24 protein-coding genes and 1 pseudogene are annotated in these 22606 nt (G+C 70.9%); 10 read left to right on the plus strand and 15 right to left on the minus strand.

Annotation, left to right across the window (positions count from 1 at the left end):
• Positions 1-88: 88 nt before the first annotated feature.
• A complete protein-coding gene (locus ACQP0P_RS05925; RefSeq protein WP_433371956.1) occupies positions 89-1078 on the plus strand; it encodes a hypothetical protein in 990 nt (329 codons plus the stop codon).
• A gap of 172 nt (positions 1079-1250) precedes the next feature.
• The gene (locus ACQP0P_RS05930; protein WP_433371958.1) at positions 1251-3485 is read left to right on the plus strand and encodes a heavy metal translocating P-type ATPase; all 2235 of its coding nucleotides are present in this window, start codon (positions 1251-1253) and stop codon (positions 3483-3485) included.
• A 4-nt stretch (positions 3486-3489) separates the two neighbouring features.
• On the opposite strand, the gene ACQP0P_RS05935 is transcribed toward ACQP0P_RS05930, so the two are convergent.
• The 3 genes from ACQP0P_RS05935 to ACQP0P_RS05945 all read right to left on the minus strand — a co-directional run bounded on the left by ACQP0P_RS05935 (position 3490) and on the right by ACQP0P_RS05945 (position 5553).
• Entirely contained in the window at positions 3490-4143 is a 654-nt protein-coding gene (locus ACQP0P_RS05935) for a hypothetical protein (protein WP_433371961.1), read from the minus strand.
• A gap of 51 nt (positions 4144-4194) precedes the next feature.
• Positions 4195-4890: a hypothetical protein gene (locus ACQP0P_RS05940; RefSeq protein ID WP_433371963.1), complete on the minus strand. Its 696-nt coding sequence runs from the start codon at positions 4888-4890 to the stop codon at positions 4195-4197.
• A 204-nt stretch (positions 4891-5094) separates the two neighbouring features.
• Positions 5095-5553, minus strand: coding sequence for an STAS domain-containing protein (locus ACQP0P_RS05945; RefSeq protein ID WP_433371966.1), 459 nt, complete (start codon positions 5551-5553; stop codon positions 5095-5097).
• Between the two features lie 240 nt (positions 5554-5793).
• Here ACQP0P_RS05945 and ACQP0P_RS05950 point away from each other — a divergent pair, with 240 nt between their 5' ends.
• Positions 5794-6276: a MarR family winged helix-turn-helix transcriptional regulator gene (locus ACQP0P_RS05950; RefSeq protein WP_433371969.1), complete on the plus strand. Its 483-nt coding sequence runs from the start codon at positions 5794-5796 to the stop codon at positions 6274-6276.
• 351 nt (positions 6277-6627) lie between these two features.
• Here the strand turns inward: ACQP0P_RS05950 and ACQP0P_RS05955 are convergent, their stop codons facing one another.
• Positions 6628-6912 (minus strand): YiaA/YiaB family inner membrane protein, encoded by a 285-nt coding sequence (locus tag ACQP0P_RS05955; RefSeq protein WP_433371972.1) that lies wholly within the window; start codon positions 6910-6912, stop codon positions 6628-6630.
• A gap of 159 nt (positions 6913-7071) precedes the next feature.
• On the opposite strand from ACQP0P_RS05955, the gene ACQP0P_RS05960 reads away from it, so the two are divergent.
• From ACQP0P_RS05960 to ACQP0P_RS05975, 4 genes are all read left to right on the plus strand, one after another.
• On the plus strand, positions 7072-7623 hold the full coding sequence (locus ACQP0P_RS05960) for an MFS transporter (protein ID WP_433371975.1): 552 nt from the start codon (positions 7072-7074) through the stop codon (positions 7621-7623).
• A gap of 185 nt (positions 7624-7808) precedes the next feature.
• The gene (locus tag ACQP0P_RS05965) at positions 7809-8375 is read left to right on the plus strand and encodes a copper chaperone PCu(A)C (RefSeq protein WP_433371978.1); all 567 of its coding nucleotides are present in this window, start codon (positions 7809-7811) and stop codon (positions 8373-8375) included.
• A 21-nt stretch (positions 8376-8396) separates the two neighbouring features.
• Positions 8397-9611 (plus strand): Dyp-type peroxidase, encoded by a 1215-nt coding sequence (locus ACQP0P_RS05970; RefSeq protein WP_433371981.1) that lies wholly within the window; start codon positions 8397-8399, stop codon positions 9609-9611.
• A 107-nt stretch (positions 9612-9718) separates the two neighbouring features.
• Complete coding sequence (locus tag ACQP0P_RS05975) at positions 9719-10492, plus strand: SDR family NAD(P)-dependent oxidoreductase (protein WP_433371984.1); 774 nt, start codon at positions 9719-9721, stop codon at positions 10490-10492.
• Here ACQP0P_RS05975 and hpnH read toward each other — a convergent pair.
• From hpnH to ACQP0P_RS06015, 8 genes are all read right to left on the minus strand, one after another.
• Entirely contained in the window at positions 10458-11462 is a 1005-nt protein-coding gene (gene hpnH, locus ACQP0P_RS05980) for an adenosyl-hopene transferase HpnH (protein WP_433371987.1), read from the minus strand. The two genes, ACQP0P_RS05975 and hpnH, sit on opposite strands and share 35 nt — an antisense overlap.
• Positions 11365-12087, minus strand: coding sequence for a hypothetical protein (locus ACQP0P_RS05985; protein ID WP_433371990.1), 723 nt, complete (start codon positions 12085-12087; stop codon positions 11365-11367). Before ACQP0P_RS05985 ends, hpnH begins: the two co-directional genes overlap by 98 nt.
• On the minus strand, positions 12084-13985 hold the full coding sequence (gene shc / locus ACQP0P_RS05990) for a squalene--hopene cyclase (RefSeq protein ID WP_433371993.1): 1902 nt from the start codon (positions 13983-13985) through the stop codon (positions 12084-12086). Before shc ends, ACQP0P_RS05985 begins: the two co-directional genes overlap by 4 nt.
• A gap of 1 nt (position 13986) precedes the next feature.
• Positions 13987-15000, minus strand: coding sequence for a polyprenyl synthetase family protein (locus tag ACQP0P_RS05995; RefSeq protein WP_433371996.1), 1014 nt, complete (start codon positions 14998-15000; stop codon positions 13987-13989).
• Positions 14997-16322 (minus strand): hydroxysqualene dehydroxylase HpnE, encoded by a 1326-nt coding sequence (gene hpnE / locus ACQP0P_RS06000; protein ID WP_433371999.1) that lies wholly within the window; start codon positions 16320-16322, stop codon positions 14997-14999. Before hpnE ends, ACQP0P_RS05995 begins: the two co-directional genes overlap by 4 nt.
• The gene (gene hpnD / locus ACQP0P_RS06005) at positions 16319-17224 is read right to left on the minus strand and encodes a presqualene diphosphate synthase HpnD (protein ID WP_433372001.1); all 906 of its coding nucleotides are present in this window, start codon (positions 17222-17224) and stop codon (positions 16319-16321) included. Before hpnD ends, hpnE begins: the two co-directional genes overlap by 4 nt.
• Positions 17211-18071: a squalene synthase HpnC gene (hpnC, locus tag ACQP0P_RS06010; protein WP_433372003.1), complete on the minus strand. Its 861-nt coding sequence runs from the start codon at positions 18069-18071 to the stop codon at positions 17211-17213. The genes hpnD and hpnC overlap by 14 nt, the downstream gene beginning before the upstream one ends.
• 203 nt (positions 18072-18274) lie before the next feature.
• On the minus strand, positions 18275-19024 hold the full coding sequence (locus ACQP0P_RS06015; RefSeq protein WP_433372005.1) for a polysaccharide deacetylase family protein: 750 nt from the start codon (positions 19022-19024) through the stop codon (positions 18275-18277).
• A gap of 68 nt (positions 19025-19092) precedes the next feature.
• On the opposite strand from ACQP0P_RS06015, the pseudogene ACQP0P_RS06020 reads away from it, so the two are divergent.
• Positions 19093-19479: pseudogene (locus ACQP0P_RS06020) on the plus strand (MGDG synthase family glycosyltransferase); the annotation flags it as partial.
• Between the two features lie 92 nt (positions 19480-19571).
• On the opposite strand, the gene ACQP0P_RS06025 reads toward ACQP0P_RS06020, so the two are convergent.
• Together ACQP0P_RS06025 and ACQP0P_RS06030 are read right to left on the minus strand one after the other, a co-directional pair.
• Entirely contained in the window at positions 19572-19919 is a 348-nt protein-coding gene (locus ACQP0P_RS06025; RefSeq protein ID WP_433372008.1) for a hypothetical protein, read from the minus strand.
• Between the two features lie 208 nt (positions 19920-20127).
• Complete coding sequence (locus ACQP0P_RS06030; protein WP_433372011.1) at positions 20128-20967, minus strand: DMT family transporter; 840 nt, start codon at positions 20965-20967, stop codon at positions 20128-20130.
• Between the two features lie 472 nt (positions 20968-21439).
• Here ACQP0P_RS06030 and ACQP0P_RS06035 point away from each other — a divergent pair, with 472 nt between their 5' ends.
• Complete coding sequence (locus ACQP0P_RS06035) at positions 21440-21775, plus strand: pyrophosphatase (RefSeq protein ID WP_433372014.1); 336 nt, start codon at positions 21440-21442, stop codon at positions 21773-21775.
• A gap of 69 nt (positions 21776-21844) precedes the next feature.
• On the opposite strand, the gene ACQP0P_RS06040 is transcribed toward ACQP0P_RS06035, so the two are convergent.
• Complete coding sequence (locus ACQP0P_RS06040; protein ID WP_433372017.1) at positions 21845-21994, minus strand: hypothetical protein; 150 nt, start codon at positions 21992-21994, stop codon at positions 21845-21847.
• Positions 21995-22197: 203 nt separating this feature from the next.
• On the opposite strand from ACQP0P_RS06040, the gene ACQP0P_RS06045 reads away from it, so the two are divergent.
• Positions 22198-22563 carry an iron chaperone gene (locus ACQP0P_RS06045; RefSeq protein WP_433372020.1) on the plus strand — a complete coding sequence of 122 codons (366 nt, stop codon included), beginning with the start codon at positions 22198-22200 and terminating at the stop codon, positions 22561-22563.
• Positions 22564-22606 lie beyond the last annotated feature (43 nt).

A 22606-nucleotide genomic window follows, 5' to 3' on the forward strand; every position in this document is an offset into this window, starting at 1 on the left:
TATACCCCCGGGGGGTTGCTGAAAAGGAGGGTGGTGTGGCACTGTGGCGGAGTCGATAGATACCCCCTATGGGTATTGAGGAGGAGTGATGAACGGCGCGATCAAGGTGGGTGCGTACGCGGTCGGGCTGGCGGTGGTGTTCGGCGGCGCGCTGGGGGCCGGCCGGCTGGTCGGGCCCGTTGGCGGCGCGGTGGCCGAGGCCACTCGCGATGCGGGCCACGGCGCCGAGCCGGGCGCCGGCCACGCCGCCGGGGCGGGCGCGGGGCACGACGAGGGGCCGGGGGCGGTGCGGGCACCGGCCGTTCCCGGTGGGCTCCAGGTCTCCCAGGGGGGATACACGCTCCTGCCGGAGACCGGCGAGGTCAAGGCGGGCAAGCAGACCGACTTCCGCTTCTCGGTGATCGGTCCCGGCGGCCATCCGGTCACCGGGTTCACCACCCAGCACGACAAGAAGCTGCACCTCATCGTGGTCCGCCGCGACCTGACCGGCTTCCAGCACCTGCACCCCACCCAGAAGGGCGGGGTCTGGTCGGTCCCGCTGGAGCTTCCCGACGCCGGGGAGTACCGGGCGTTCGCCGACTTCGCCCCGGAGGGGGCGGAGGCCATGACGCTCGGCATGGATCTGTCGGTGGCGGGTGACTACCGGCCCGAGCCGCCGGCCGTCCCGGCGGAGACCACGAAGGTGGGCGACTACACCGTCACCCTGGCCGGAGACCTGGTGCCCGGCCGCACCAGCATGCTCACGCTCTCGATCTCCAAGGACGGGAAACCGGTCACCGACCTGGAGCCCTACCTGGCCGCGTACGGTCACCTGGTCGCGCTCCGTGACGGTGACCTGGCCTACCTGCACGTGCACCCCGATGGCGCGCCCGGTGACGGGCGCACCGCGCCCGGCCCGAACATCACCTTCTACGCCGAGGTGCCGAGCGCGGGGACCTACGGGCTCTACCTGGACTTCAAGCACGCCGGCACCGTGCGCACCGCCGCCTTCACCGCCACCAGCGGCCCGGATCCCGAGGCCGGTGGGGCTACGGCGCCGACCGAGGACGATCACGGCTCCCACGAGCACGAACGGTAGCCGTGAAATACCCCAAGGGGGTTATGTGTTCCCAAAGGGAGAGGGCAGAGCATTTCCGCCCCCATCCGTGGTGGGGGCGACCGCCCGAACGGGCCGGCGCCCAGCCCGCGACGCGGCGCCCCGACGCGGCGCACGGCCGAGTACGACGACAGACGAGACACGAGGAGAGGACATGACGTCCATGACCACCGGCAGGCCGCCCGCCGGCGGCGAGATCGAGCTCGCCATCGGTGGCATGACCTGTGCCTCCTGCGCGGCACGCATCGAGCGCAAGCTCAACAAGCTCGACGGGGTGACCGCGACCGTCAACTACGCCACCGAGAAGGCGAAGGTCGCCTACCCCGGTGACGTCACCCCCGAGGACCTGGTCGCGGAGGTCGCGAAGGCCGGATACACCGCCGAGCTGCCCGCCGCGCCGTCCCCCGAGGGGACGGAGGAGCCGGTCGAGCCGGACGTGCTCACGCCGCTCAGGCAGCGCCTGATCATCTCCATCGTGCTGTCGGTGCCGGTCGTCGCGATGGCGATGATCCCGGCGCTGCAGTTCGACAACTGGCAGTGGCTCTCCCTGGCGCTGGCGGGACCCGTCGTGGTCTACGGCGGCTGGCCCTTCCACCGGGCGGCCTGGACCAACCTGCGGCACGGCACCGCGACCATGGACACGCTGATCTCGATGGGGACGATCGCCGCGTTCGCCTGGTCCCTCTGGGCTCTGTTCTTCGGTACGGCCGGGATGCCGGGCATGCGGCACGGCTTCGAGTTCACCCTCTCCAGGGGCGACGGCTCAGGGAACATCTACTTCGAGGCCGCCGCCGGAGTGATCACCTTCATCCTCGCGGGCCGCTACTTCGAGGTCCGTTCCAAGCGCCGCGCCGGTGCCGCGCTCCGCGCGCTGCTGTCGATGGGCGCCAAGGAGGTCACGCTGGCCTCCGGGGAGCTCGTTCCCGTCGACAGTCTCAAGGTGGGAGACCGCTTCCTGGTACGGCCGGGGGAGAAGATCGCGACCGATGGCGTGGTCGAGGAGGGTTCCTCGGCCGTGGACACCTCCATGCTGACCGGTGAGTCGGTTCCCGTTGAGGTACGGCCGGGTGACACCGTGGTCGGCGCCACCGTGAACGCCGGGGGACGGCTCGTGGTCAGGGCCACCCGGGTCGGGTCGGACACCCAGCTCGCCCAGATGGCCAGGCTGGTGGAGGACGCGCAGAACGGCAAGGCCGCCGTACAGCGGCTGGCCGACCGGATCTCCGCGGTGTTCGTGCCGATCGTGATCGCCCTTTCCGTGGTCACCCTGGGCTTCTGGCTCGGCACCGGTTCCGGTGCCGCCGCGGCCTTCACCGCCGCCGTGGCGGTGCTCATCATCGCCTGCCCCTGCGCCCTGGGTCTCGCCACGCCGACCGCGTTGATGGTCGGCACCGGCCGCGGCGCCCAGCTGGGCATCCTGATCAAGGGGCCCGAGGCGCTGGAGTCGACCCACGGCATCGACACCGTCGTGCTGGACAAGACCGGCACCGTGACGTCGGGCACGATGACCCTCAAGGACGTCTTCACCGCGGAGGGGCAGGATCGCGACGAGGTGCTCCGGCTGGCCGGGGCGCTGGAGGCGGCCTCCGAGCACCCCATCGCCCGCGCCGTCGCCCGCGCCGCGGACTCCACCGCCAAGGTCGAGGACTTCGCGAACATCGAGGGCCTGGGCGTCCAGGGTGTCGTCGACGGGCACGCCGTCCTCGTCGGGCGCCCCCAACTGCTCGCCGAATGGTCGCAGCACCTGCCGGCCGACCTTTCGGAGGAGCTGGACCGGGCGTGGGCGCGCGGGGAGACCGCCATCGCGGTCGGCTGGGACGGCAAGGCCCGCGCGGTGCTCACCGTCGCCGACGCGATCAAGCCCACCTCGGCCGAGGCGATCGCCACGCTGCGCGCGCTCGGCCTGCGCCCGATCCTGCTGACCGGCGACAACGAGACGGTGGCCCGTACGGTCGCCGAGGCCGTCGGCATCAACGCCGTCGACGACGTCATCGCCGACGTGCTGCCCGCGGACAAGGTGGAGGTCGTCAAGCGTCTCCAGGCCGAGGGCCGTACCGTGGCCATGATCGGCGACGGGGTCAACGACGCCGCCGCGCTCGCCCAGGCCGACCTCGGCATGGCGATGGGCACCGGCACCGACGTCGCGATCGAGGCCTCCGACCTCACCCTGGTCCGCGGCGACCTGCGGGTGGCCGCGGACGCGATCCGGCTGTCCCGCCGCACGCTGCGCACCATCAAGGGCAACCTGTTCTGGGCCTTCGCCTACAACGTGGCCGCCCTCCCGCTGGCCGCGTTCGGGCTGCTCACCCCGATGATCGCCGGAGGCGCGATGGCGCTCTCCTCGGTCTTCGTGGTCAGCAACAGCCTCCGGCTGCGCCGCTTCAGGTGACCGGTCACCGTACCGGCACCGCCAGGTCGGCGGAGGGTGCGGGGTCGAGGTCAGGGCTCGGCGCGGGGTCTCCCGAGCCGAGCCCGTCGCGTTCCGACAGCCGGAGGATCCTGCCGACCGTCGCTGAGTCCGCGGCGTAGATGTGCGGCACGTCGACGAAGATCCTCATCGATCCGCAGCCCACCGCGAGGCCGTCCGCCACCTCGCTCTGCACACCGCGCAGCGGCACGTAGTTCAGGTAGCTGGTGAACGCGTTCTGGGACCGGAAGGCGGCGGTCATGGCCAGCCGCCCGGCACGGAGCCTGAAGGCGAGGCTGGTCAGGCAGGGCACCGCGTCGGGCTGCTCGCCGGGAACGGTCAGCGAGATCCAACCGCTCTTGGTGTACGGCTTGGAGCGGAGCACGTCGACGATCCAGCCGAGCTGGTCGACACCGAGCAACTGGCGGAGCCGCCCTCCGTAACTGTATTTGAAGGGTGGCACGATCGACCGCTCGCTGAACTTGCTGGCGTACAGCGGGATCTTCCCCACATCGCCGTAGCACTTCAGGACCGGATCGTCCCAGGCCAGAGTGGTGATCTCGAACAGCACCGCCGGTGCCTCGATGATCGGGCCGCGGTCGTCCAGGGCGGGCCGGCCGTTGTTCGTCACGTGTCGCATCAGCCAGATCCACGTCTCCCCACAAGACGCGAATCTGAGGAGGTCGGGCATTCAGGTCTCCACGTTGGGGAAATGGAAGGGATTGTGTGGGAGCCGGCGTTGCCGGGAAACGTTGGCGCGGACGTAGTAGACGAAGTAGTGGATCATTGCGAGCAGCCCGATGACCACCAGGAGCAGGGCTGTGGTGGGCACGGCTCCGATCATCCCGAGCACGCCGACCGCGATGTAGGAACTGTTGACCAGGGCCAGCATCATCACGTTGATCCCCGGCCAGGCCAACGGCGCGTACGTCTCCGGATAGCGGGGGTCCACCGGCAGGTTGGGAGTCCAGCCGAGGGCCGAGAACTGGTCCTTGAGGTGGACGACGTAGAGCAGACGGAAATTGTTGAGCGCCCGCGCGGTTCTCATGTGCGCGTTCACCGCCTCGATCAGCCGCAGGAAGGGCAGTACGCTGAGCAGCCCGAACGCGGCGACCGTCGCGAACAGGTACCAGGGCACGCCCTGCCATGAGGTCAGCATGTTCGGGCTGATCACTTTCGCGCCGGTCAGCGCGATCGCGGCGGCGAACGGGGCGGAGAGCAGGCTCATGGAGAGCCTGGTCATCTTGATGCGCTCGTCCTTGGCGGCCAGGTAGACCTGGTACGTCCCGGTGAAGTCCACGGACACGAGGGCAAGGAATTCCCTGGGTGCCACTGGCAGCCCGTCCAGGGTCTCGGGCAGTGCTTCCGCGGTCGCCCGCGGTGACATCTTCCGCATCGGGACCCCACTTTCGACGAAGAGTGGATTTTCCCGTAGGAAGATATTGACTCACTTGTCAGGCTAATGAGTGTGTTTTGACGACATATATCTCAGGACTTCTGCGGGCACGTCACCCGCGGGGCGCGGCCGGCCGTTCACGGCGGCCGGGCGGGGCCCGCCGGACCGGCACCGTCGCGCGCCAGCAGGTGTCCTTCAGCCTTCCGCCGTCCCGGCCTCCCCGAGTGGCAGTGCCTCCTCCACGGAGGCGGCCATCGTGAAGTGGCTCAGCAGCCCGGTGGTGGCGAGCATGTGGCGCAGTGTCCGGTTCGCCCCGGTCACCACCAGGCGGGTCCGCGTCTCCTGGCTCTGGCGCAGGATCCTCAGCAGTTCCGCGAGCCCGGTGGAGTCGCAGAAGGTGAGCCCCGCCAGATCGAGGATGAGCAAGGGGGTGGCCTCGGCCCGCGTACCCGGAACCAGTGGCGACGGGGAGGGTGGGTTCTCCAGGAGGAGCGACAGGGGAGAGTCGTCGGTGCCGGTGCTCCAGAACCGGTCGAACTCCCTCCGGAAGACCGGTGCGTAGACGTAGTCGAGTTCGCCGATCGCCCGGACCACGATGGCGCCCTCGTACGCGCCGGCCGAGACGGAGAGCGCGTTCACACCTTCGGGTGGCATGGAAAGACTCCTTAAGCCCGCGGTTCACAGGGCGGGCGTTCCCTCCGTCTTACCAGGTATGTGTGGCCGGCTGCCCCAGCGGAGGGCGAAATCACTGGATGCTTACGATTTTTCGTCTCATCAGGGGGACGACGAGATGGGCAGGAGGCCGGGGGCCACGACCCCCATGCCCGTCCAGAAGAGGGGCTCGTATCATTTATCTCACGAGCTAAATCTCTTAGAGAGTAAGGAGAATGCGCGATGGAGGGCAAGTCCAGCCCCGGGGCCTCGCCGCTGGATGTCCTGAGCCGGATGGACCAGCTGATCGCGTTGAGCATGGTCGGGCAGCACACGCTCGCCGAGCGCCTTGGCATCAACGTCACGGACCTGACGTGTCTCGGCTTCATCCTCGGCGCGAAAGGGGAGGCGCTCACCGCGGGGCGCCTCGCCGAACTGGCGGGTCTCACCACCGGGGCCGTCACCGGGGTGGTCAACCGCCTGGAGAGCGCGGGCTACGCCCGGCGCGTCCCCGACCCCCACGACCGCCGTCGCATCCGGATCGTCCCCGAGGGGGACCCGGCCGCCCGCATCGCGGTGGCGTACGAACCCACCCACCGGCGGCTCATCGAGCTCTTCGAGAGCTACGACCCGGACGAACTGGCCGCCATCTCCGACGGGTTCACCCGCGCCGCCGACGCCATGCGGATCTCGCTGGCCGAGATCCGCGAGTCTCCGGCGCCCTAGGAGGCTGGTGTTAAACGGCCGCTTAGCGATCATGGTGGAGCGTCACACCCACAGAGCGTCCATTCCGGAGGCGGATTCGGCCTCCAAGTGGAGTGTGTGCTCCCGATCCTCACCGTTTTTGACGGCTTGGTGGAGGGACCAAGATTACTTCGCGCGAAAAACACCAGCCTCCTAGGCCCTGTCCTGTGGATCTTGCCGTGGCGAGGATCGGTCAGGTGGTGCCTCGCACGGCGGAGGAGGGAGCCGCGGCGTGCTGCGGTGACCGACGACAACGCGGCGAGGCGCCGCCTGACCGTAGTGGGCAAAAGATCCACAGGACAGGGCCTAGCCCCGCCCGGTGGCGCGGGGGCGTCAGTCGTTCCTGAAGGGGTCGTGCTCCGCCAGCAGCTTGTCCAGCCTGGCCTGGTCGACGCGGCTGACGACCGCGGCCTCCTCGTTGCGGTCCCGGACGCACTTGGCGAGAGTGAACGTCGACGTCACCACGTAGAGCAGTCCGATGCCGATGAAGGACCGGACCCAGGTGGTCACGGGCAGGTAGGCGATACCGATCACCATTGCGGTCACCGACAGTCCGAACGAGATGACGGCCTGCAGGTAGAAGGCGGGGGTCGTGGTGCTCTTCACCGGTCGTGTCATGCCCTCCATCATCGGGACGATCCACCTTTCGAGGCATGAGTGCGGCTACTTGGTTACCGGTGAGTACGGCAGTGTGGCGACCGGCCCGAGGTGCTGAGAGCCCGCTTCGCCAAGGGGGGTCCGGGACCCGCCACGGCGACATGGGATGATTGCCGGACCATGCCCGCGACCTGGCCTTTCCGTATCGCCCGCGCCGCCGCTTTCGCCGCGGTCTGCCTGGGCCTGAGCGTGATGGCGCATGTCCTCGCGGGAGGCTCGGTCTCCGCGCCGAGCGCGGCCGCCGCCCTGGCCCTCGCCTTCGGCGCGGCCCTCGCCGCCTCGGGGCGCGAGCGCACGCTGGCGGTGATCCTGCCGCTGCTGGCGGGCGTGCAGGCCGGGGCGCACGTGCTGTTCTCCCTCGCGCACGAGGCGTCCCCCGTCGAGTTCATCGGGCATGTCCACGCGGGGCTGCTGCCCGGACTGGGCATGCTGGTGACGCACGGGTGGGCCGTCGGGCTGACCGCGCTCTGGCTGGCGCGCGGCGAGGCGGCGCTGTGGGCGCTGCTGCGACGGCTCGGTGCGCGGTTCGGCCGCGTGCTCATCGTGCCCGTGACCCCGGCGTACGTGGCCTTCCTCACCCCGCCCGCGATCGAGCCGGGCCCTCTCCGCTCCGCCGTGCTGCGCCACGTTCTCAGCCGGCGTGGCCCTCCCCGGACCGTCACCTCCGGCTGACCGCGCGGGTCACCCGGGGGCATCACCCGTTCCCGAGCCCGCACGCGCGGGCCTGCGCCGATGCGGCCTTCCCGCCGCCCGGCGGACCGAACCAGCGTGACAGTTCCAGGCTGCCTGCCCGGCATGGCCATCGAGCGGCGTCCGGCCGCGGCCTGTCGGCTGCCTGCCAGAAGAGAGGCATCACCATGTCCGTTCGTCGTATCACCCCTGCCGGAATCCTGGTCGCGGCCGCGGTGGCCCTGGCCGGGTGCGGCTCCCAGAGCACCGTCGCCCCGGCAGCGGCCCCCGCCGCGGCCCCCGCCAGCTCCGCCGCTCCCACGTTGACGATCACCGACCCGTGGGTGAAGACCGCGAAGAAGGGGATGAGCGCGGCCTTCGGCACCCTGGTCAACAACACCGACGCCGAGGTGACGGTCGTCTCCGTCGCCTCGCCGCTGTCGCCGAAGGTCGAGCTGCACGAGGTCGTCGACGCCGCGGGAAAGATGATCATGCGGCCAAAGGAGGGCGGGATCGTGATCCCGCCGAGGGGCACCCACCGGCTCCAGCCCGGCGGTGACCACATCATGCTGATGGGCGTCACCGAAGCGGTGAAACCCGGAGCTGAGATTCCCTTCACCCTCAAGCTCAAGGACGGCAAGACCCTGGAGTTCACCGCGGTCGGCAAGGACTTCGCCGGAGGCCAGGAGAACTACCAGCCCGGCACGGACCCGGAGGGCCATGAGGGCATGGGCACGGGCGAGAGCCACGGCTGAGCGGGAAGCGGAGTAGAACTCATGTCAGACCCCCGAATCAGCCGTAGGGGACTGCTCGCGGGGGGCGCCGTCACCGCGGCCGGTGCCCTCGCCGCGTGCGCTCCTGACCAGGCCGTCCCCCCGGCCGCTCCCCGGCCCGCCTCGGCCGTCCCCGTCTTCGGCGGTTCCGCGGTGGAACCCTTCGACGGGGCCCACCAGGCGGGAATCGCGACCCCGCCACAGGCGTACGGGGTGTTCGTCGGCCTGGACCTGCTGCCGGGCACCGACCGCGAGGCGCTGGGGCGGATGATGCGGCTGCTCACCGACGACGCCAGGCGGCTGACCCAGGGCAGGCCCGCCCTGGCCGACACCGAGCCCGAGCTGGCCCTGCTGCCCGCCAGGCTGACCGTGACCTTCGGATTCGGCCCCGGCCTCTTCGCGGCGGCAGGACTGGCCGACCGCAGGCCCGAGGCCGTGGCGCCGCTGCCCGCCTTCACCATCGACAGGCTCCGGAAGGAGTGGAGCGGCGGGGACCTGCTGCTGCAGATCTGCGCCGACGACGCCCTCGCCCTCGCCCACGCCCTGCGCATGGTCGTCAAGGACGTCCGCTCCTTCGCCAAGGTGCGCTGGACCCAGCGGGGCTTCCGGCGTGCCGCCGGCACCCACGCCGCCGATCTGACCCAGCGCAACGTCATGGGCCAGCTCGACGGGACCGTCAACCTCTCACCCGGCACCCCCGAGTTCGACCGGGCCGTGTGGGTGCGGGAGGGACCGTCCTGGCTGCACGGCGGCACCACGCTGGTGCTGCGGCGCATCCGGGCGGAGATGGAGACCTGGGACGCCGTCGACCGGGTCGCCAAGGAGTTCACCGTGGGCCGCCGCCTGGACAACGGCGCCCCGCTCACCGGGCGCGACGAGCACGACGCGGCCGACTTCACCAAGCTCAACGCGATCGGCTTCCCGGTCATCTCCGAGCAGGCTCACATCCGCCGGGCCCACGTCGCCGACCCGGGAATGCGGATCCTGCGCCGGGTCTACAACTACGACGAGGGGCTCACCCCGGACGGGCACGCCGACTCCGGGCTGCTGTTCGCCTCCTACCAGGCCGACATCGCCCGGCAGTTCATCCCCGTCCAGCGCAGGCTGGACGAGGCCGACCTGCTCAACGAGTGGACGACCCCGATCGGCTCGGCGGTCTTCGCCATCCCGCCAGGCTGCTCCCCGGGCGGCTGGATCGGAGACACCCTTCTCAGCTGACGGAATCCGTGCGGTAAAGAACGGTCTCAACGGCCGTTCCCTCCCCGGGATGTGGGACGGACAGGAGCACCATGGGCTCCTGACATCCGCACACCGGAGGGATCGAGATGAGACTCGCGGGCGCTCGGGTGCTGATCACCGGTGCGTCGTCCGGCATAGGGGCCGCGACCGCGCGGGCGATGGCCGCCGCGGGGGCCCGCCTCGTCCTGTCGGGGCGCGATCGGGACAGGCTCGCGGCCGTCGCCTCGGAGACCGGCGGCCGGGCACTCGCCGGCGACCTCACGACGGACCTCGCGGGTCTCGCCGGGCGCGCGGGGCCGGTCGACGTGCTGGTCGGCAACGCCGGGTGCGGGTGGGCGGGGCCGTTCCCGGCGATGCCGGACGGTACCGTCGAGCGCCTGGTCGCGGGGAACCTGACCGCTCCCATCCTGCTGACCCGGTCGCTGCTGCCCGCCATGATCGAGCGCGGTCGGGGGCACCTCGTCTTCGTGGCCTCGATCGCCGGAGCGATCGGGGTGCGGGACGAGGCGGTGTACGCCGCCACCAAGGCGGGCCTCCTCGGCTTCGCCGAGAGCCTGCGGTACGAGTCGCACGGGATCGGCGTGTCCGTCGTGCTGCCCGGCGTGGTGGAGACCCCGTTCTTCGAGCGGCGCGGCGCCCCCTACACGCGGCGATGGCCCGTGCCGATCCCCGCGGAACGGGTCGCCCAGGCGATCGTGTCCGCCGTCGAGCGCGGCAGGCCCGAGTCGTACGTGCCGGGCTGGCTGCGGCTGCCGGCCAGGCTGAAGGGCGCGGCACCCGGCCCCTTCCGCACCCTCGCCGGGATATTCGGCGGGCAGCCGGAGCTCAGCCGCCGCCCAGAGCCCGGATCGACTCCTTGAGGGAGGTGAGCGTGGCGAAGACGGCGGTCGGCTCGTATCCACAGTGGGCCATGCAGTTGGCGCACCGGTCATCGCGCCCCCGGCCGTAGGCGTCCCAGTCGGTCTCGGCGACCAGTTCCCGATAGGTGGCCGCGTAGCCGTCGGACATGAGGTAGCAGGGGCGCTGCCAGCCGAAGAGCGAGTACGAGGGGATGGCCCACGCCGTGCACGGGAAGTCGATCTTCCCTTCGAGGAAGTCGAGGAAGAGCGGGGTGTGGTTGAACCTCCACCGCCGCCGGTTCCCGCCGGAGAACGCCTTGCGGAACAGCTCCCGGGTCTCCCGCACGCCGAGGAAGTGCTCCTGGTCGGGCGCCTTCTCGTACGCGTACCCGGGAGAGATCATCATCTCGTCGACGCGAAGATCGTCGTTGAGATAGTCGAGCACGTCGACGACCGTCTGCGGGCTGTCGGTGTTGAAGAACGTCGTGTTCGTGGTGACCCGGAAACCACGGCGCCGGCACTCCCGGACCGCGGCGACGGCCTCGTCGAACACGCCCTCCTTGCACACCGACTCGTCGTGGCGCTCACGCATGCCGTCCAGGTGGATCGTCCACGCGAAGTACCGAGAGGGCTTGAACTGGTCGATCTTCTTGGGGATCAGCAGCGCGTTGGTGCACAGGAACACGTACTTCCTCCTGGCGACCAGCTCCCGGACCAGCTCCCCTATCTGCGGGTGCATGAGCGGTTCCCCGCCCGCGATCGAGACCATGGGCGCGCCGCACTCCTCGATGGCGGCCAGGGCCTGCTCGACCGGCATGCGCTGTTTCAGCACGTCGGCGGGGTGCTGGATCTTTCCGCAGCCCGCACAGTGCAGGTTGCAGGCGAACAAGGGCTCAAGTTCCACCAGCAGGGGGAACTTCGCCCGCCCGCGCAGCTTCTGGCGGAGGATGTAGCCGCCGATGCGAAGACTCTGGCGGATCGGTGTCGGCATCTGGGTTGCATCTCCTTGGGTAATGGAACGGGACGGGCTCCTCGGGGAGAGAGGGGGAGATCGCGACGGCCCAGCGGGCCAGGACCGGGCCGAGCCGGCACAGCACGCGGTACGCCACGGCGCCGCCGCGTATCGTGGCCGGGCGCACCAGCGCGGCACCGGCGATGTCGGCGACGACGCGCAGCGCGGCGAACGGCAGGCCGGGCACCGCGCCCGCCAGCGGCCCGGTCTCCATGTCGACGGCCGCCGCCCCCCCGGCGGCGAGCCTGCGGCGTTCGGCCCCCGTCACGATGTGATCGGAGGTGACCAGCGGTCCGGTACGCGCGGACAGGCCGGCCCGAGCCAGCTCCTCGGCCAGCGGCCACGCCGAGGGACAGGGCACCATCCGGCCCTCGAAGCGGATCTCGCTCGCCACCAGCACGTCTCCCGGGCGCAGGCCCTCGTCGAGCGCCCCGCAGAAACCGGTCACCGCCAGCGCGCCCGCCGGCGGGAGCCGCGCCGCCGCGCTCGCGGCGCGGCGCGGGCCCATCCCGGTCCGGATCACCCTCACCTCCTCGGTCGGCAGGCCGCTCCGTACGGCCCGCGCCTCGACGGCCAGGGCGGTGCAGATCAGCAGGCCGGTCACCCGGCGTCCATGGTGACCGCCTCGTCCCTCAGCGCGGGCCCGGGGTGCGAGGACACCTCTCGGGAGCGCACGTAACGGCCCAGCGCGCTGATCGGGAAGACGAGGCGATAGAGGTGGTAGTTGATGTAGAAGGCGCCGGGGAAGCCGGTCCCGGTGAAGTACGGCTCGTCCCAGCCGCCGTCCGGGCGCTGGTGGCCGACCAGCCACTCCACGCCGCGCTCCACCGCCGGTGACCGCTCCCCGGCGGCGAGCAGCGCCATCAGGGCCCACGCCGTCTGCGAGGGAGTGGAGTGGCCACGCCCGATCCAGCGGGGATCGGTGTAGGAGCGCAGATCCTCCCCCCAGCCACCGTCGTCGTTCTGGTGCCTCTCCAGCCAGGCGACAGCACGCCTTATGCACGGCTTGCCGGGCCGTACGCCGGCCACGATGAGCGCGGGGAGTACGGCGCCGGTGCCGTAGACGTGGTTGGCCCCCCAGCGGCCGAACCACGATCCGTCCGCCTCCTGCGCCTTCAGCAGCCAGACGACGGCACGTCGCACGACGGGGGAGTCCGGCCGCTCCCGCGCCAGCGCCTCGACGACGTGGGCGGTGACATCGGCGGACGGCGGGTCGATGACCGCGCCGAAGTCGCAGAACGGCAGCTTCTTACACATCTCGCGGGTGTTGTCGGCATCGAAGGCCCCGAAGCCGCCGTCGCGGGACGCCATGCCGATGATCCAGCGCACCCCGCGGTCGACGGCCGGCCTGGCGTCCGGATGACGCACCCGGCGCAGGGCGAGGATCGCCTCCGCCGTGTCGTCGATGTCCGGGTAGCCGTCGTTGTCGAACTCGAAGGCCCAGCCGCCGGGCGCCAGCGAAGGGCGCCGTACGGACCAGTCGCCCCGGCTCCGGATCTCCTCGGTGAGCACCCAGCCGGAGGAGGCGACGAGGGCGGGATGGTCGGCGGGCAGGCCCGCGTCGAGAAGGCCGTTGATCGCGAGCACCGTGTCCCACACGGGGGACTGGCAGGCCTCCAGCCTGCGCCCCTTCCCGTCCCGGATGGTGAATCTGTCGAATCCCTCGATGCCCTTCCTCATCACCGGATGGTCGAGAGGGTAGCCGTGCAGGCTCAGCGCGATCAGCGAGTACACCCACGGCGGCTGGATCCCGCCCCAGGACCCGTCCGCCTCCTGCCTGGCCACGATCCACTCGGCGGCCCGCCTCAGCGCGGCCCGCCGCAGGCCGGGGACGGGACGTCGCTGGTAGCGGTGCAGGACGCGGTCGAGCGCGGTGAACGGCCCGTGGGGGTGCGGCGGTGCGGGGCGTCCGGTACGCAGTTCGGCCAGGTCGAACGGGAGCGGCCGGACCGGGCGGTGCGCGCTCACGATGGTGAGCGGGACGATCGTCTGCCTGGCCCAGCAGGCCCAGTCGTAGACGTTGAGCGGGAACCAGCGCGGCAGGAACATCATCTCGGGGGGCAGCACCGGGAGGTCCTCCCATCGCCACTGCCCGAACAGCGCCAGCCAGATCCGGGTGAACACCCGGCCGGCCTCGATCCCACCGGATTCCCGCACGGACCGGGCCGCGGCTCGCATGTGCGGGGCGTCGGTCCGGTCACCGGCGAGCCGTAGCGCGGCGTACGCCTCGATCGTGGTGGACAGGTCGCCGGGGCCGTCGTGGAAGTTGGCCCAGGTACCGTCGTCGCGCTGCTCGGAGCGGATCCAACGGGCCGCCTGGGCGGTGTCCCGCTCGGTGCGGATGCCGAGGAACTCCCTGAGCAGCAGGTCTTCGGCGTCCATGGTCACGTTCGTCTGCAGCTCACCCTTCCACCATCCCCCGGGCGTCTGGAGGCCGAGCAGGTGGTCGCATGCCGCGTCGAGGGTGAGTTCGACGGAAGTGGAAGCGGCGACGGTGGTCATGTCAGTGGCCCCTGGATGTGAGGAAGCGGACGATGTCCAGGAATTCGGCGCGGACGTCCGGGGGCATGTCCGCGCCGGCGAGATGGTGTTCGGCGGCGTCGAGCCGGTGCTTGGCCTCGGTCTCGGCCCACGCCCGGCCGCCGGCCTCCTCGACGAGCCGGGCGGCGTCGTGCAGGTCGGATTCGGACAGCGGCAGGGGATCGGCCAGCAGGTGGGCGAGCCGCTCACCGGCCGGCGTGTCGCTGGTGAGCGCGGCGACGATCGGCAGCGACTTCTTGCGGGCACGCAGGTCGGAAAGGACTGGTTTGCCGGTCGTCTCGGGGCTGCCCCAGATGCCCAGCAGGTCGTCGACGAGCTGGAAGGCCAGGCCGGCCTCGGTTCCGAAGGCCGTCAGGGCGGCGACCAGCGGAGCGGGGCCGTTCACCACGGTCGCACCGATCGAGCAGGCACAGGCCAGCAGGGAGCCGGTCTTCTGCGTGGACATCCGCCGGCACTCCGCCAGGCTCACCTCGGTGAGCTGTTCGAACTCCAGGTCGAGCGCCTGACCGGCGATCAGCTCCCGGGTGGCGACGGCCAGCTGCCGGGCGGCCCGCAGGCCGGGAAGGCCGCCCTCCTCAAGCAGCAACTCCCCCGCGAGCGAGAGCAGGGCGTCGCCTGCGAGGATGGCCGCGGAGCAGCCGAAGACGGTCCACGCGGCCGGTCGGTGCCGTCGCATCCGGTCGCCGTCCATGATGTCGTCGTGCAGCAGTGAGAACGCGTGCACGAGTTCCACCGCGGCGGCGACCGGCAGCCCCTGCTCCTGGCTTCCCCGCGCCGCTCTCGCAGACAGGATGGCCAGCGCCGGGCGTAGCGCCTTGCCGCCGGAGGCGGCGGGCAGGCCCGCCGGGTCGGCCCAGCCGAGGTGGTAGGCGGCGACGCGCGAGGTCAGTGGGTCGAGCCTGGCCACGGCGTCCCGGAGTACGGGTTCCACGAGCCCGCGGGCGGCCACGACCGAGGGCGGGACGACCGCCGTCACCGGGGACGTTCCCTCTTCAGATGACGCCTGACCAGGCAGGTCGCGCTGAGTCCGCTACGCACGGCAGCCTCCATCGTGTCGGGCCAGCCCGTGTCGGTCCACGCGCCGGCGAGAAACAGTCCAGGCCACCGGGTGGCGGCCTCGGGGCGGAGCGCGCCACTGCCGGGGCACTGGCGGAAGGTGGCGCGACGTTCCCTCGTGACGAAGAAATCGGTGATCCGTGCCTGCCGCGCTCCCGGGAAGATCTGCTCAAGCGCGGGTACGAACGTGGCTCGCACCCGCGCGGTGGGTGCGTCGATCCACTGGTCCGCCGCGGAGACCGAGACCGCGAGGTACTGGCCTTCGCGCAGCCCCGCGGCGCCGGTCTTGTCGAACACCCACTGCACGGGCGAGTCCACGACCGCCGCGAACGGCACCCGGGTGACCCGCCGGTCGTAGACGACGTGCACGTTGACGATCGGGCTCGCGTCCAGGCCGCGCCAGCGCTCCCTGCCGGGAGCGGCCTGTTCGGGGACCAGGGCCGCGGCCTGCTCGTGCGCCGTGGCGACGATGACGGCGGGCGCCTCGACCCGGCTGCCGTCCACGATCACGGAGCCTCGCTCGATGGCGGTGACCTTCGCCGACAGGCGTACGGCACCGCCGCGCCGTTCGATGGCGGCCCGTGCCGCGTCGCCGTGCAGCTCGCCGAGGGGCACGGCGGGAACGCCGATGTCGGCGGCTCCCGCCCGGCCGAGCAGCGCGGTCTTGAAGACCATCGCCGCGGGCCCCAGGGCCGCGCCCTCGACCCCGACGTTCAGGGCCGCCATCGCGAACAGCTCCCAGAGGGCGTGTCGCGCGCGCTCGCGCTGCCCGTGGGCGGTCAGCCAGCTCCCGAGGTCGGTCAGGTCCAGCGCGGGGTCGGCCGGGTCGAGCCGGCGAAGGGCGAGTGAGACCCGCATCGCGCGCAGCCGGTCGGCGGGCTTGAGCAGTTGGTATCCGGCCAGCGCCGGCAGCAGGTGGAACGGTCCCGGCAGCATCCCGCGTCTCAGCCGCCCGTACCGCCCCGCGGGAGTGAGCACCCGTACGTCGAACCGGTCCTGCAGGTGTACGCGTCCGGCGACGCCGAGCCGGTCGAGCAGGCCGCGGTAGGCCGTGCAGCAGCGGAGGAACACGTGCTGGCCGTTGTCGACGCTCAGCCCGTTCCTGACGAAGGAGTGGGTGGCGCCGCCCAGCCTCGGCCGGGCCTCGTACAGGGTCACGCGGTGACCGGCCTCCCCGAGCGCGACGGCGGCGGCGATGCCCGCCAGCCCGCCGCCGACGATCGCGACCGGAGCGCCGTTCATCGGGCGGCCCCCGCCAGGGCGCGCGCCGCCACCATCGCCTTCTGCCACGGAGGCAGTGACAGCCGTGAGGCCAGTGCCTCGGCGGGATCCGCGGCGATGCGGCCGAGCAGGCACCGGTAGATGCCGGCCATCGCCGCGGTGCACGCCGCGCTGCGTACGTCGAGTGCGGTCAGCAGGCGCATGCCGTCGTCGAACCAGTCGCGCGCCCGGTCGGCCTCGAACCGCATCAGCGCGGCGAGCCGGTCGGGAGGGTCGGTGAACCTGCCGGAGGAGTCGATGTTCAGGGTGCATCCGAATCGCCTGAGGTCCTCGGCGGGGAGGTAGGTCCGCCCGGCCAGCCGGTCCTCGCGCACGTCCCGCAGGATGTTCGTGATCTGCAGGGCCACTCCCAGCGCGTCCGCCAGATGTGCCACCCTCGCCACGTCCCTGCCGTCGCTCCTGCCGTCTCCGGCGTCCCTTGTGCCCGCAGCGCCCGCGGTGCCGAAGACTCCGAGGGAGAGCCGCCCGATCGACCCGGCGACGCATCGGCAGTAGGAGAGCAGCTCGTCGAAGTGCTCGTAGGTCTCCCCGCGTACGTCCGCGGCGCAACCGTCGATCAGCTCCTCGAACGCCGACAGCGGCAGTGGGTAGCGGATGGCGGTGTCGTGCAGCGCGACCAGCACCGGGTCCTCGGGGTCGGGCCGTGCCGTGCCGAGTGCGGCGCGCGCGGCGGCCAGATCGGTCAGGCGCTGCCCGTCGGGGGCGTCCCCGTCGGCGATGTCGTCGACCCGGCGGGCGAACGCGTAGACGGCGCTGAGCGCGCGGCGCTTGGGGGGCGGCAGCAGCCGGAGACCGTAGGAGAAGTTCCGCGCCTGACCACGGACGATCTTTTCGCAGTGCCGGTAGGCGTCAGCTGTGTCCACGGTGGTGCCCCCTGCTCGTGAGGATCCGCAGCCAGGCCGTCAGGAACCGCGCGCCGCGCGGGCGTACGGCGCGGCCGAGAACGTCGTAACCGGCCTGGGCCAGTGCCGCGCTGGTGGCCCGGCCGCCCGCGATGTAGCCCGCGATGGCCAGGCGGGCGAACCCCGTCGCCGATCGGGCGAGCCGGTCTCCCTCGTCGAGCAGCCGATCGGCCCGCCGCGTCTGGAGCGCGACGACATCGCGCAGCCGCGCCGAGGTGGTGGCCGCGGCGAGATCGTCCTCGCCGCAGCCGAACCGGCGCAGATCCTCTCCTGGCAGGTAGACGCGGCCTCGGGTGTGGTCCTCCCCGACGTCCTGGCAGTGCTCGATGATCTGCAGCGCCGTGCACACGCGGTCGGACAGGGCCAGGCGGGAGGGGGTGACCATGTCGAACACGTGCAGCACGATGTGCCCGACGGGGTTCGCGGACAGCTCGCAGTAGGAGAGCAGGTCGTCGAAGGTGTCGTACCGGCTGACCGTCTGGTCGCGCCGGTTGGCCTCGATCAGCCGGTGAAAGGGCTCGGCCGGGACGGAGCAGGTCTCGACGGTACCCGCGAGCGCGCGGATGACCGGCAGCCGGGGAGCCCGACCGGCGTACAGGCGGGCGAGGTCGTCGTCGACGGTGTCGAGCAGCCGGAGCGGATCCTCGGTCTGCGCCTCGTCCCCGATGTCGTCGACGGTCCGTGCGAAGCCGTACACCGCGAGGAGGTGGCGGCGATGGGTACGCGGCAGTACACATGAGGCGACCGGGAAGTTCTCCCTGCGCGCTTTGAGCACGACGTTCCGCGTATCGGCTCCCCTCCAATTCATAAATTGAGGTTGTCCCCGGCGGGCTGTTATAAACGCGGATGAACGATCTGCTGGTTTTTATCGGTGAGAGCTGGGAAAATATTTAGTATCGCGTTATATCTCTGCCTTTGGAAAAATGGTTGTTCTTTTGCCGGAAGGTGAGCCGGATCGGGTTGGGGTAAAAGCCGTCACAAAAAGCGGTACGGCTTTTGCGGCATGCTTTTTCAAGGAGCGGTGATCTCACGAACGTCATGAAGGGCCGTGCGGCCGCCGGAGACGCCGTGGTCCCGGAGCGGTCCGATCCGCAGACCCGCGGAGCGGCAGCGGTTCACCAGTTCGGGCAGGGCACCGAGCCCCGACCGCCAGGAGCCGGGGGCCGAGGTGTGGTCGGAGTCGTGCAGCAGGAGCGTCGCCCCGCCCCGCAGGCCGGATGCCAGCGTGGCCAGCACCGAGGCCGGGCTTGCCGAGCGTGTCCAGTCTCTGCCCCACGCGGTCCACAGGACGGGACGCAGTCCCCGCAGACGGGCGGCGAGCAGTGTCTCGGCGCTGAGGACGCCGTAGGGCGGCCGGTACCACGTGGGGTCGACGCCGGTGACGGCGACGACCAGATCGGCAGCCCGGTGCGTCTCGGCCGCCATCCGGCCGGGGCGGGTCGTCAGGGCGTTCTCGTGCGACCAGCCGTGCACCGCGATCTCATGGCCCTCCGCGACGATGCGGCGGCCCAGCGCGGGGTGACGTTGGAGCATCTCACCGAGGACGAAGAAGGTGGCCCGGCATCCGAGCCGCTCCAGTTCCGCGAGGAAACGCGGGGTGGATCGCGGGTCGGGCCCGTCGTCGAAGGTCAGCGCGACATGGTCGGCGAGGCCCACCCCGGCGAGGCCGGGCAGCAGCCGGCGCACGGAGGGCAGCCAGGTCGCCGCGGGCCCCACGTGCAGAACGGCCAGACCGGCGAGGGTCAACGCGGCACGGTTCACCGTGTCAAGTCTGGGTCATGGGGGCCGTGATGCCAACGCGACGCACTGTGCTGATCGTCAGTGCCGGTATGGGGGCCGGGCACGACGCGGTCGCGGTGGAACTGGCCAGGCGGCTCGCCGCCGAGGGCGTCGAAGCGGAGATCGTCGATGTCCTGAGGCTGCTGCCGTTCCGGCTGGGAGTGGCGCTGCGCGGTTGGTACGGCTGGATGATGCGCTCCGCGCCCTGGCTGTACGCGCTGATCTACCGGGCCTTCTTCGTGCCGGACCGGGCGCCGCCGACCTCGCCGCTGACGGTCATGGCCGCGGCACGGCTGCGCGGGCTCATCCGCCGCCGGATGCCGGACGAGGTCGTCTCGACCTTCCACCTGGCCGCGCAGGCGGTCGGCCACCTGAGGCTACATGGCCGCCTGCCGGTTCCCGGCACCGTCCTGCTGACCGACTTCGCGGCGCATCGGCTCTGGTTGCATCCGGGCAACGACCGGTACCTGTGCTCGGATCAGGCGGCCGCTCGCGCCGTTCACGCCGCGACCGGCCGCCCGGCGTTCTGTCACGCACCCCTGGTGCGCCCGGAGTTCCGGCGGCCGGCGGCCGACGCGGCGCCGGTGCGTTCCCGGATCGGCGCCCGCGCCGGGGAGCGGCTGGTCCTCGTCTCGGCTGGCGCGTGGGGGGTGGGCGGAGTCGAGGAGACGGCTCGCGTTCTGGTGCGCTCGGGACGGTACCTGCCCGTCGTCCTCTGCGGGCACAACCGCGAGCTGCGCCACCTGCTTCGGCACACCGGTGTCGCCCTCGGCTGGTGCGACGACATGCCGGATCTGATGGCCGCCGCGTACGCGCTGGTGGACAACGCGGCGGGCCTGACCTGCCGGGAGGCGATGGCCGCCGGAGTGCCGGTCATCTCCTACCGGCCGATTCCCGGCCACGGCAGGGACGGCGCGCGGGCCATGGCGCGGGCCGGGCTGAGCGTGTACGCGGGTGACGCCGGGGAACTGCTCACCGCGCTGGATCGCCTCGGGTGCGGGGCGGAGCGGACGCGGCGGATCGCCAGGGGAGCCGCCCTGTTCGACGCCGCGCCCGCGGAGTCCTTCCTCACCTCCGCGAGGCCCCTACCCGACGAGCGGCGACCGGCTCAGCCGGACACTGCCGTAGAAGATCAACGCCACCCCGACGAGTTCCGGGACGACCCACCAGCCAAGCCGGATGTCCTCGCCGAACAGCGCGACGCCGTACATGATGCTGACGACGGGGTCGGCGATGTTGAGCGTCGGCTGCACGACCACCAGGGACGCGCTGCTCAGCGCGCTCTGCAGCACGAAGACGCTGAACAGGCCGGCCGCGATCATGGCGTACAGCGACCAGCTGGTCAGTACGGCGGCGTCCTCCGCGGCGAAGATCTCGGTGTTCTCCTTTATCAGCGCGGCGGTGAAGGCGAATCCCAGCGCGGAGGTGATCCCGAGCAGGGCACCACGGGACGGGCCGGTGCGGATCTTCGCCATCGCGATCAGACCGGCGGCGACGCCGACCGTCACGACCACGGTGATCAGCCAGAGGTCCATGGTCGGGGAGCGGGTTCCGCTCTGTCCCGGATCGGCGGAGATGAGGAAGACGGCCAGCCCGATGGTCAGGATGCCGATGGCCAGCCATGACCCCCGGTCCAGATGGACGTGCAGGATGAGCGAGACGAGGATCATCGTGAAGGGCAGTTCGGTGACGAGAATGGGCTGTACGAGAGCGAGGGCGCCGAAGTTCAGCGCGGCCGCCTGCAGCAGGAAGCCCACGATCAGCGCGCCGATGCCGCCCAGCCATGAGGGTTGCCGGATCAGGTATCCGATCAGCGCCAGCTTGAACACCCGGCTCTGCGGTGCGTTTCGCGCAGCCTGCCGCTGCAGCACCGAGGAGAGGGCGTTGCAGGCGGCGGTGAGCACGGCCAGGATCGCCGCGGTCACCGGCGCACGGCTTTCCGGTTCCCGATGGTGTGCCGTCCGTCAATGAAGATCATCGGGCGCGTCACCTTTTCCGCGATGTCATGGTGCCTCGGCACCGTTCCGGCGACAGAGACGTGGGCGGGCTATGGCGTGTTGACCGCCAGAACGCGTCCTGTGGCGACGGCGTGTCCGCGGGACATGAATCCCTCCTCGACCTTGGCTTTCAGGGCCTGAGGGGAAGATCGCCCCCTGTCACGGGTTGATCACGTGATGCGGGCAATGTCACCTTAATCCAGCGGTGGAGGGCCGGGTGGTAAATGCCGCGCGCCACGCGGGCGGCGGTTCGGCACCGGTCCGCCGCGAAGAATTCACCTGGGCTCTGGGAGCCTTGAGGTTTTCTACGGTATTTAGCTGATATTTGTGGATTTGCGGAATGAGACCGCGACGGGTTCGCCGGAGAGTGGTTGTCGGACCTGCCCCCTACACTCCCGGCATGGATCTGAGGCGGCTCACGGACGAGGTCGAGGCGGTGTCGAGCACCTATGCGCGCAGGCACGGGATCACCCGGGACGACACCTGGTTCCTGCTGAAGCTCCAGGAGGAGGTCGGCGAGTTGACGCAGGCGTTCCTGATGCGCTCCGGCCAGGCCAGGGACAAGGGGCACTCCGCCGACGAGTTGGAGCTGGGCTTCCGGTCCGAGCTCGCGGACGTCCTGTCGCAGCTCCTGGTCATGGCACGACATCACGGGGTCGACCTGGAGACGGAGGTCGAGCGAAAGTGGATGCCCTGGCACCCCGACCGGCTTCCCACCGACGGCCACGCTCCCTGATCGCCGATTCTGGGCCATCGGCTCCTGGTGCCGGGAATCATCCCGGAGCCGAGGCTCCCGCCGAGAGCGTCAGGAGTCGCGGAGCAGTTTGATCAGCAGGACGAGGATCAGAATGGCGACGGCCACGGCGGCGAAGAGAACTCCGAGGGCGACGACACCGATCATGATTAGTTCGGGTGTTTCGGGGAGGATGGGGTCGCTTCCCGCGTAGACCGGCACGGTGACTCCTGATCAGAAATGGATTTTTGAGGATATGTGACATCGCCAGAGAGGACCATGGCGGGCGACGTCCGCGCTTCGGGCAGGGCATGTCGTCTGCCGTGCCCGTGCGATCGGCGAGAGCTCCGCCTCCCGGGACGGCACCCGCGGTTACGACAAGGTCGTGCACGGTACGGGGCTCAAACGCGACATACGCTCTGAGCATGGTGCGAAGCAATGCGGAAAGCGTGGACGGCTACCTCGCCGAGGTGTCTGACGAGCGCAGGGCGGTCCTGACCGGCCTACGCGAACTGTGCCGTACGGAGCTCACGGGCTTCACCGAGGTCATGGCGTATGGAATGCCCGCGTACCAGCGGGACGGTGCCGTTGAGATCGCCTTCGCAAGCCAGAGGCAGTACATCTCCTTCTATCTCCTGCGCGGCGATGTCCGCGAGGCCTTCGAGCAGCGCCTGGCCGGGCAGGACATGGGCAAGGGCTGCCTGCGCTTCCGTAAGCCGGAAAAGATCGATCTCGGCCTCGTACGGGATCTGCTGGCGGCCACCGCGGCCGGGCCGGGCACGATCTGCTGACGCGGAGGGGCGCCGGACCGGGTTGCGATACCCGGGTGGTACG

The organism is Streptosporangium sp. CA-115845 (assembly GCF_050943795.1).
In the GTDB taxonomy this organism is placed as follows: domain Bacteria; phylum Actinomycetota; class Actinomycetes; order Streptosporangiales; family Streptosporangiaceae; genus Streptosporangium.

Excerpts from the sequence above, each read along its gene's own strand:
- ACQP0P_RS05925 (WP_433371956.1), top strand. The coding sequence starts at position 89 with ATGAACGGCGCGATCAAGGTGGGTGCGTACGCGGTCGGGCTGGCGGTG.
- ACQP0P_RS05930 (WP_433371958.1), top strand. The coding sequence starts at position 1,251 with ATGACGTCCATGACCACCGGCAGGCCGCCCGCCGGCGGCGAGATCGAG.
- ACQP0P_RS05935 (WP_433371961.1), bottom strand. The coding sequence starts at position 4,143 with ATGCGACACGTGACGAACAACGGCCGGCCCGCCCTGGACGACCGCGGC.
- ACQP0P_RS05940 (WP_433371963.1), bottom strand. The coding sequence starts at position 4,890 with ATGTCACCGCGGGCGACCGCGGAAGCACTGCCCGAGACCCTGGACGGG.
- ACQP0P_RS05945 (WP_433371966.1), bottom strand. The coding sequence starts at position 5,553 with ATGCCACCCGAAGGTGTGAACGCGCTCTCCGTCTCGGCCGGCGCGTAC.
- ACQP0P_RS05950 (WP_433371969.1), top strand. The coding sequence starts at position 5,794 with ATGGAGGGCAAGTCCAGCCCCGGGGCCTCGCCGCTGGATGTCCTGAGC.
- ACQP0P_RS05955 (WP_433371972.1), bottom strand. The coding sequence starts at position 6,912 with ATGACACGACCGGTGAAGAGCACCACGACCCCCGCCTTCTACCTGCAG.
- ACQP0P_RS05960 (WP_433371975.1), top strand. The coding sequence starts at position 7,072 with ATGCCCGCGACCTGGCCTTTCCGTATCGCCCGCGCCGCCGCTTTCGCC.
- ACQP0P_RS05965 (WP_433371978.1), top strand. The coding sequence starts at position 7,809 with ATGTCCGTTCGTCGTATCACCCCTGCCGGAATCCTGGTCGCGGCCGCG.
- ACQP0P_RS05970 (WP_433371981.1), top strand. The coding sequence starts at position 8,397 with ATGTCAGACCCCCGAATCAGCCGTAGGGGACTGCTCGCGGGGGGCGCC.
- ACQP0P_RS05975 (WP_433371984.1), top strand. The coding sequence starts at position 9,719 with ATGAGACTCGCGGGCGCTCGGGTGCTGATCACCGGTGCGTCGTCCGGC.
- hpnH (WP_433371987.1), bottom strand. The coding sequence starts at position 11,462 with ATGCCGACACCGATCCGCCAGAGTCTTCGCATCGGCGGCTACATCCTC.
- shc (WP_433371993.1), bottom strand. The coding sequence starts at position 13,985 with ATGACCACCGTCGCCGCTTCCACTTCCGTCGAACTCACCCTCGACGCG.
- hpnE (WP_433371999.1), bottom strand. The coding sequence starts at position 16,322 with ATGAACGGCGCTCCGGTCGCGATCGTCGGCGGCGGGCTGGCGGGCATC.
- hpnC (WP_433372003.1), bottom strand. The coding sequence starts at position 18,071 with ATGAATTGGAGGGGAGCCGATACGCGGAACGTCGTGCTCAAAGCGCGC.
- ACQP0P_RS06025 (WP_433372008.1), bottom strand. The coding sequence starts at position 19,919 with ATGACCGGCACTCCGGCGGCCATCGCCTCCCGGCAGGTCAGGCCCGCC.
- ACQP0P_RS06035 (WP_433372014.1), top strand. The coding sequence starts at position 21,440 with ATGGATCTGAGGCGGCTCACGGACGAGGTCGAGGCGGTGTCGAGCACC.
- ACQP0P_RS06045 (WP_433372020.1), top strand. The coding sequence starts at position 22,198 with ATGGTGCGAAGCAATGCGGAAAGCGTGGACGGCTACCTCGCCGAGGTG.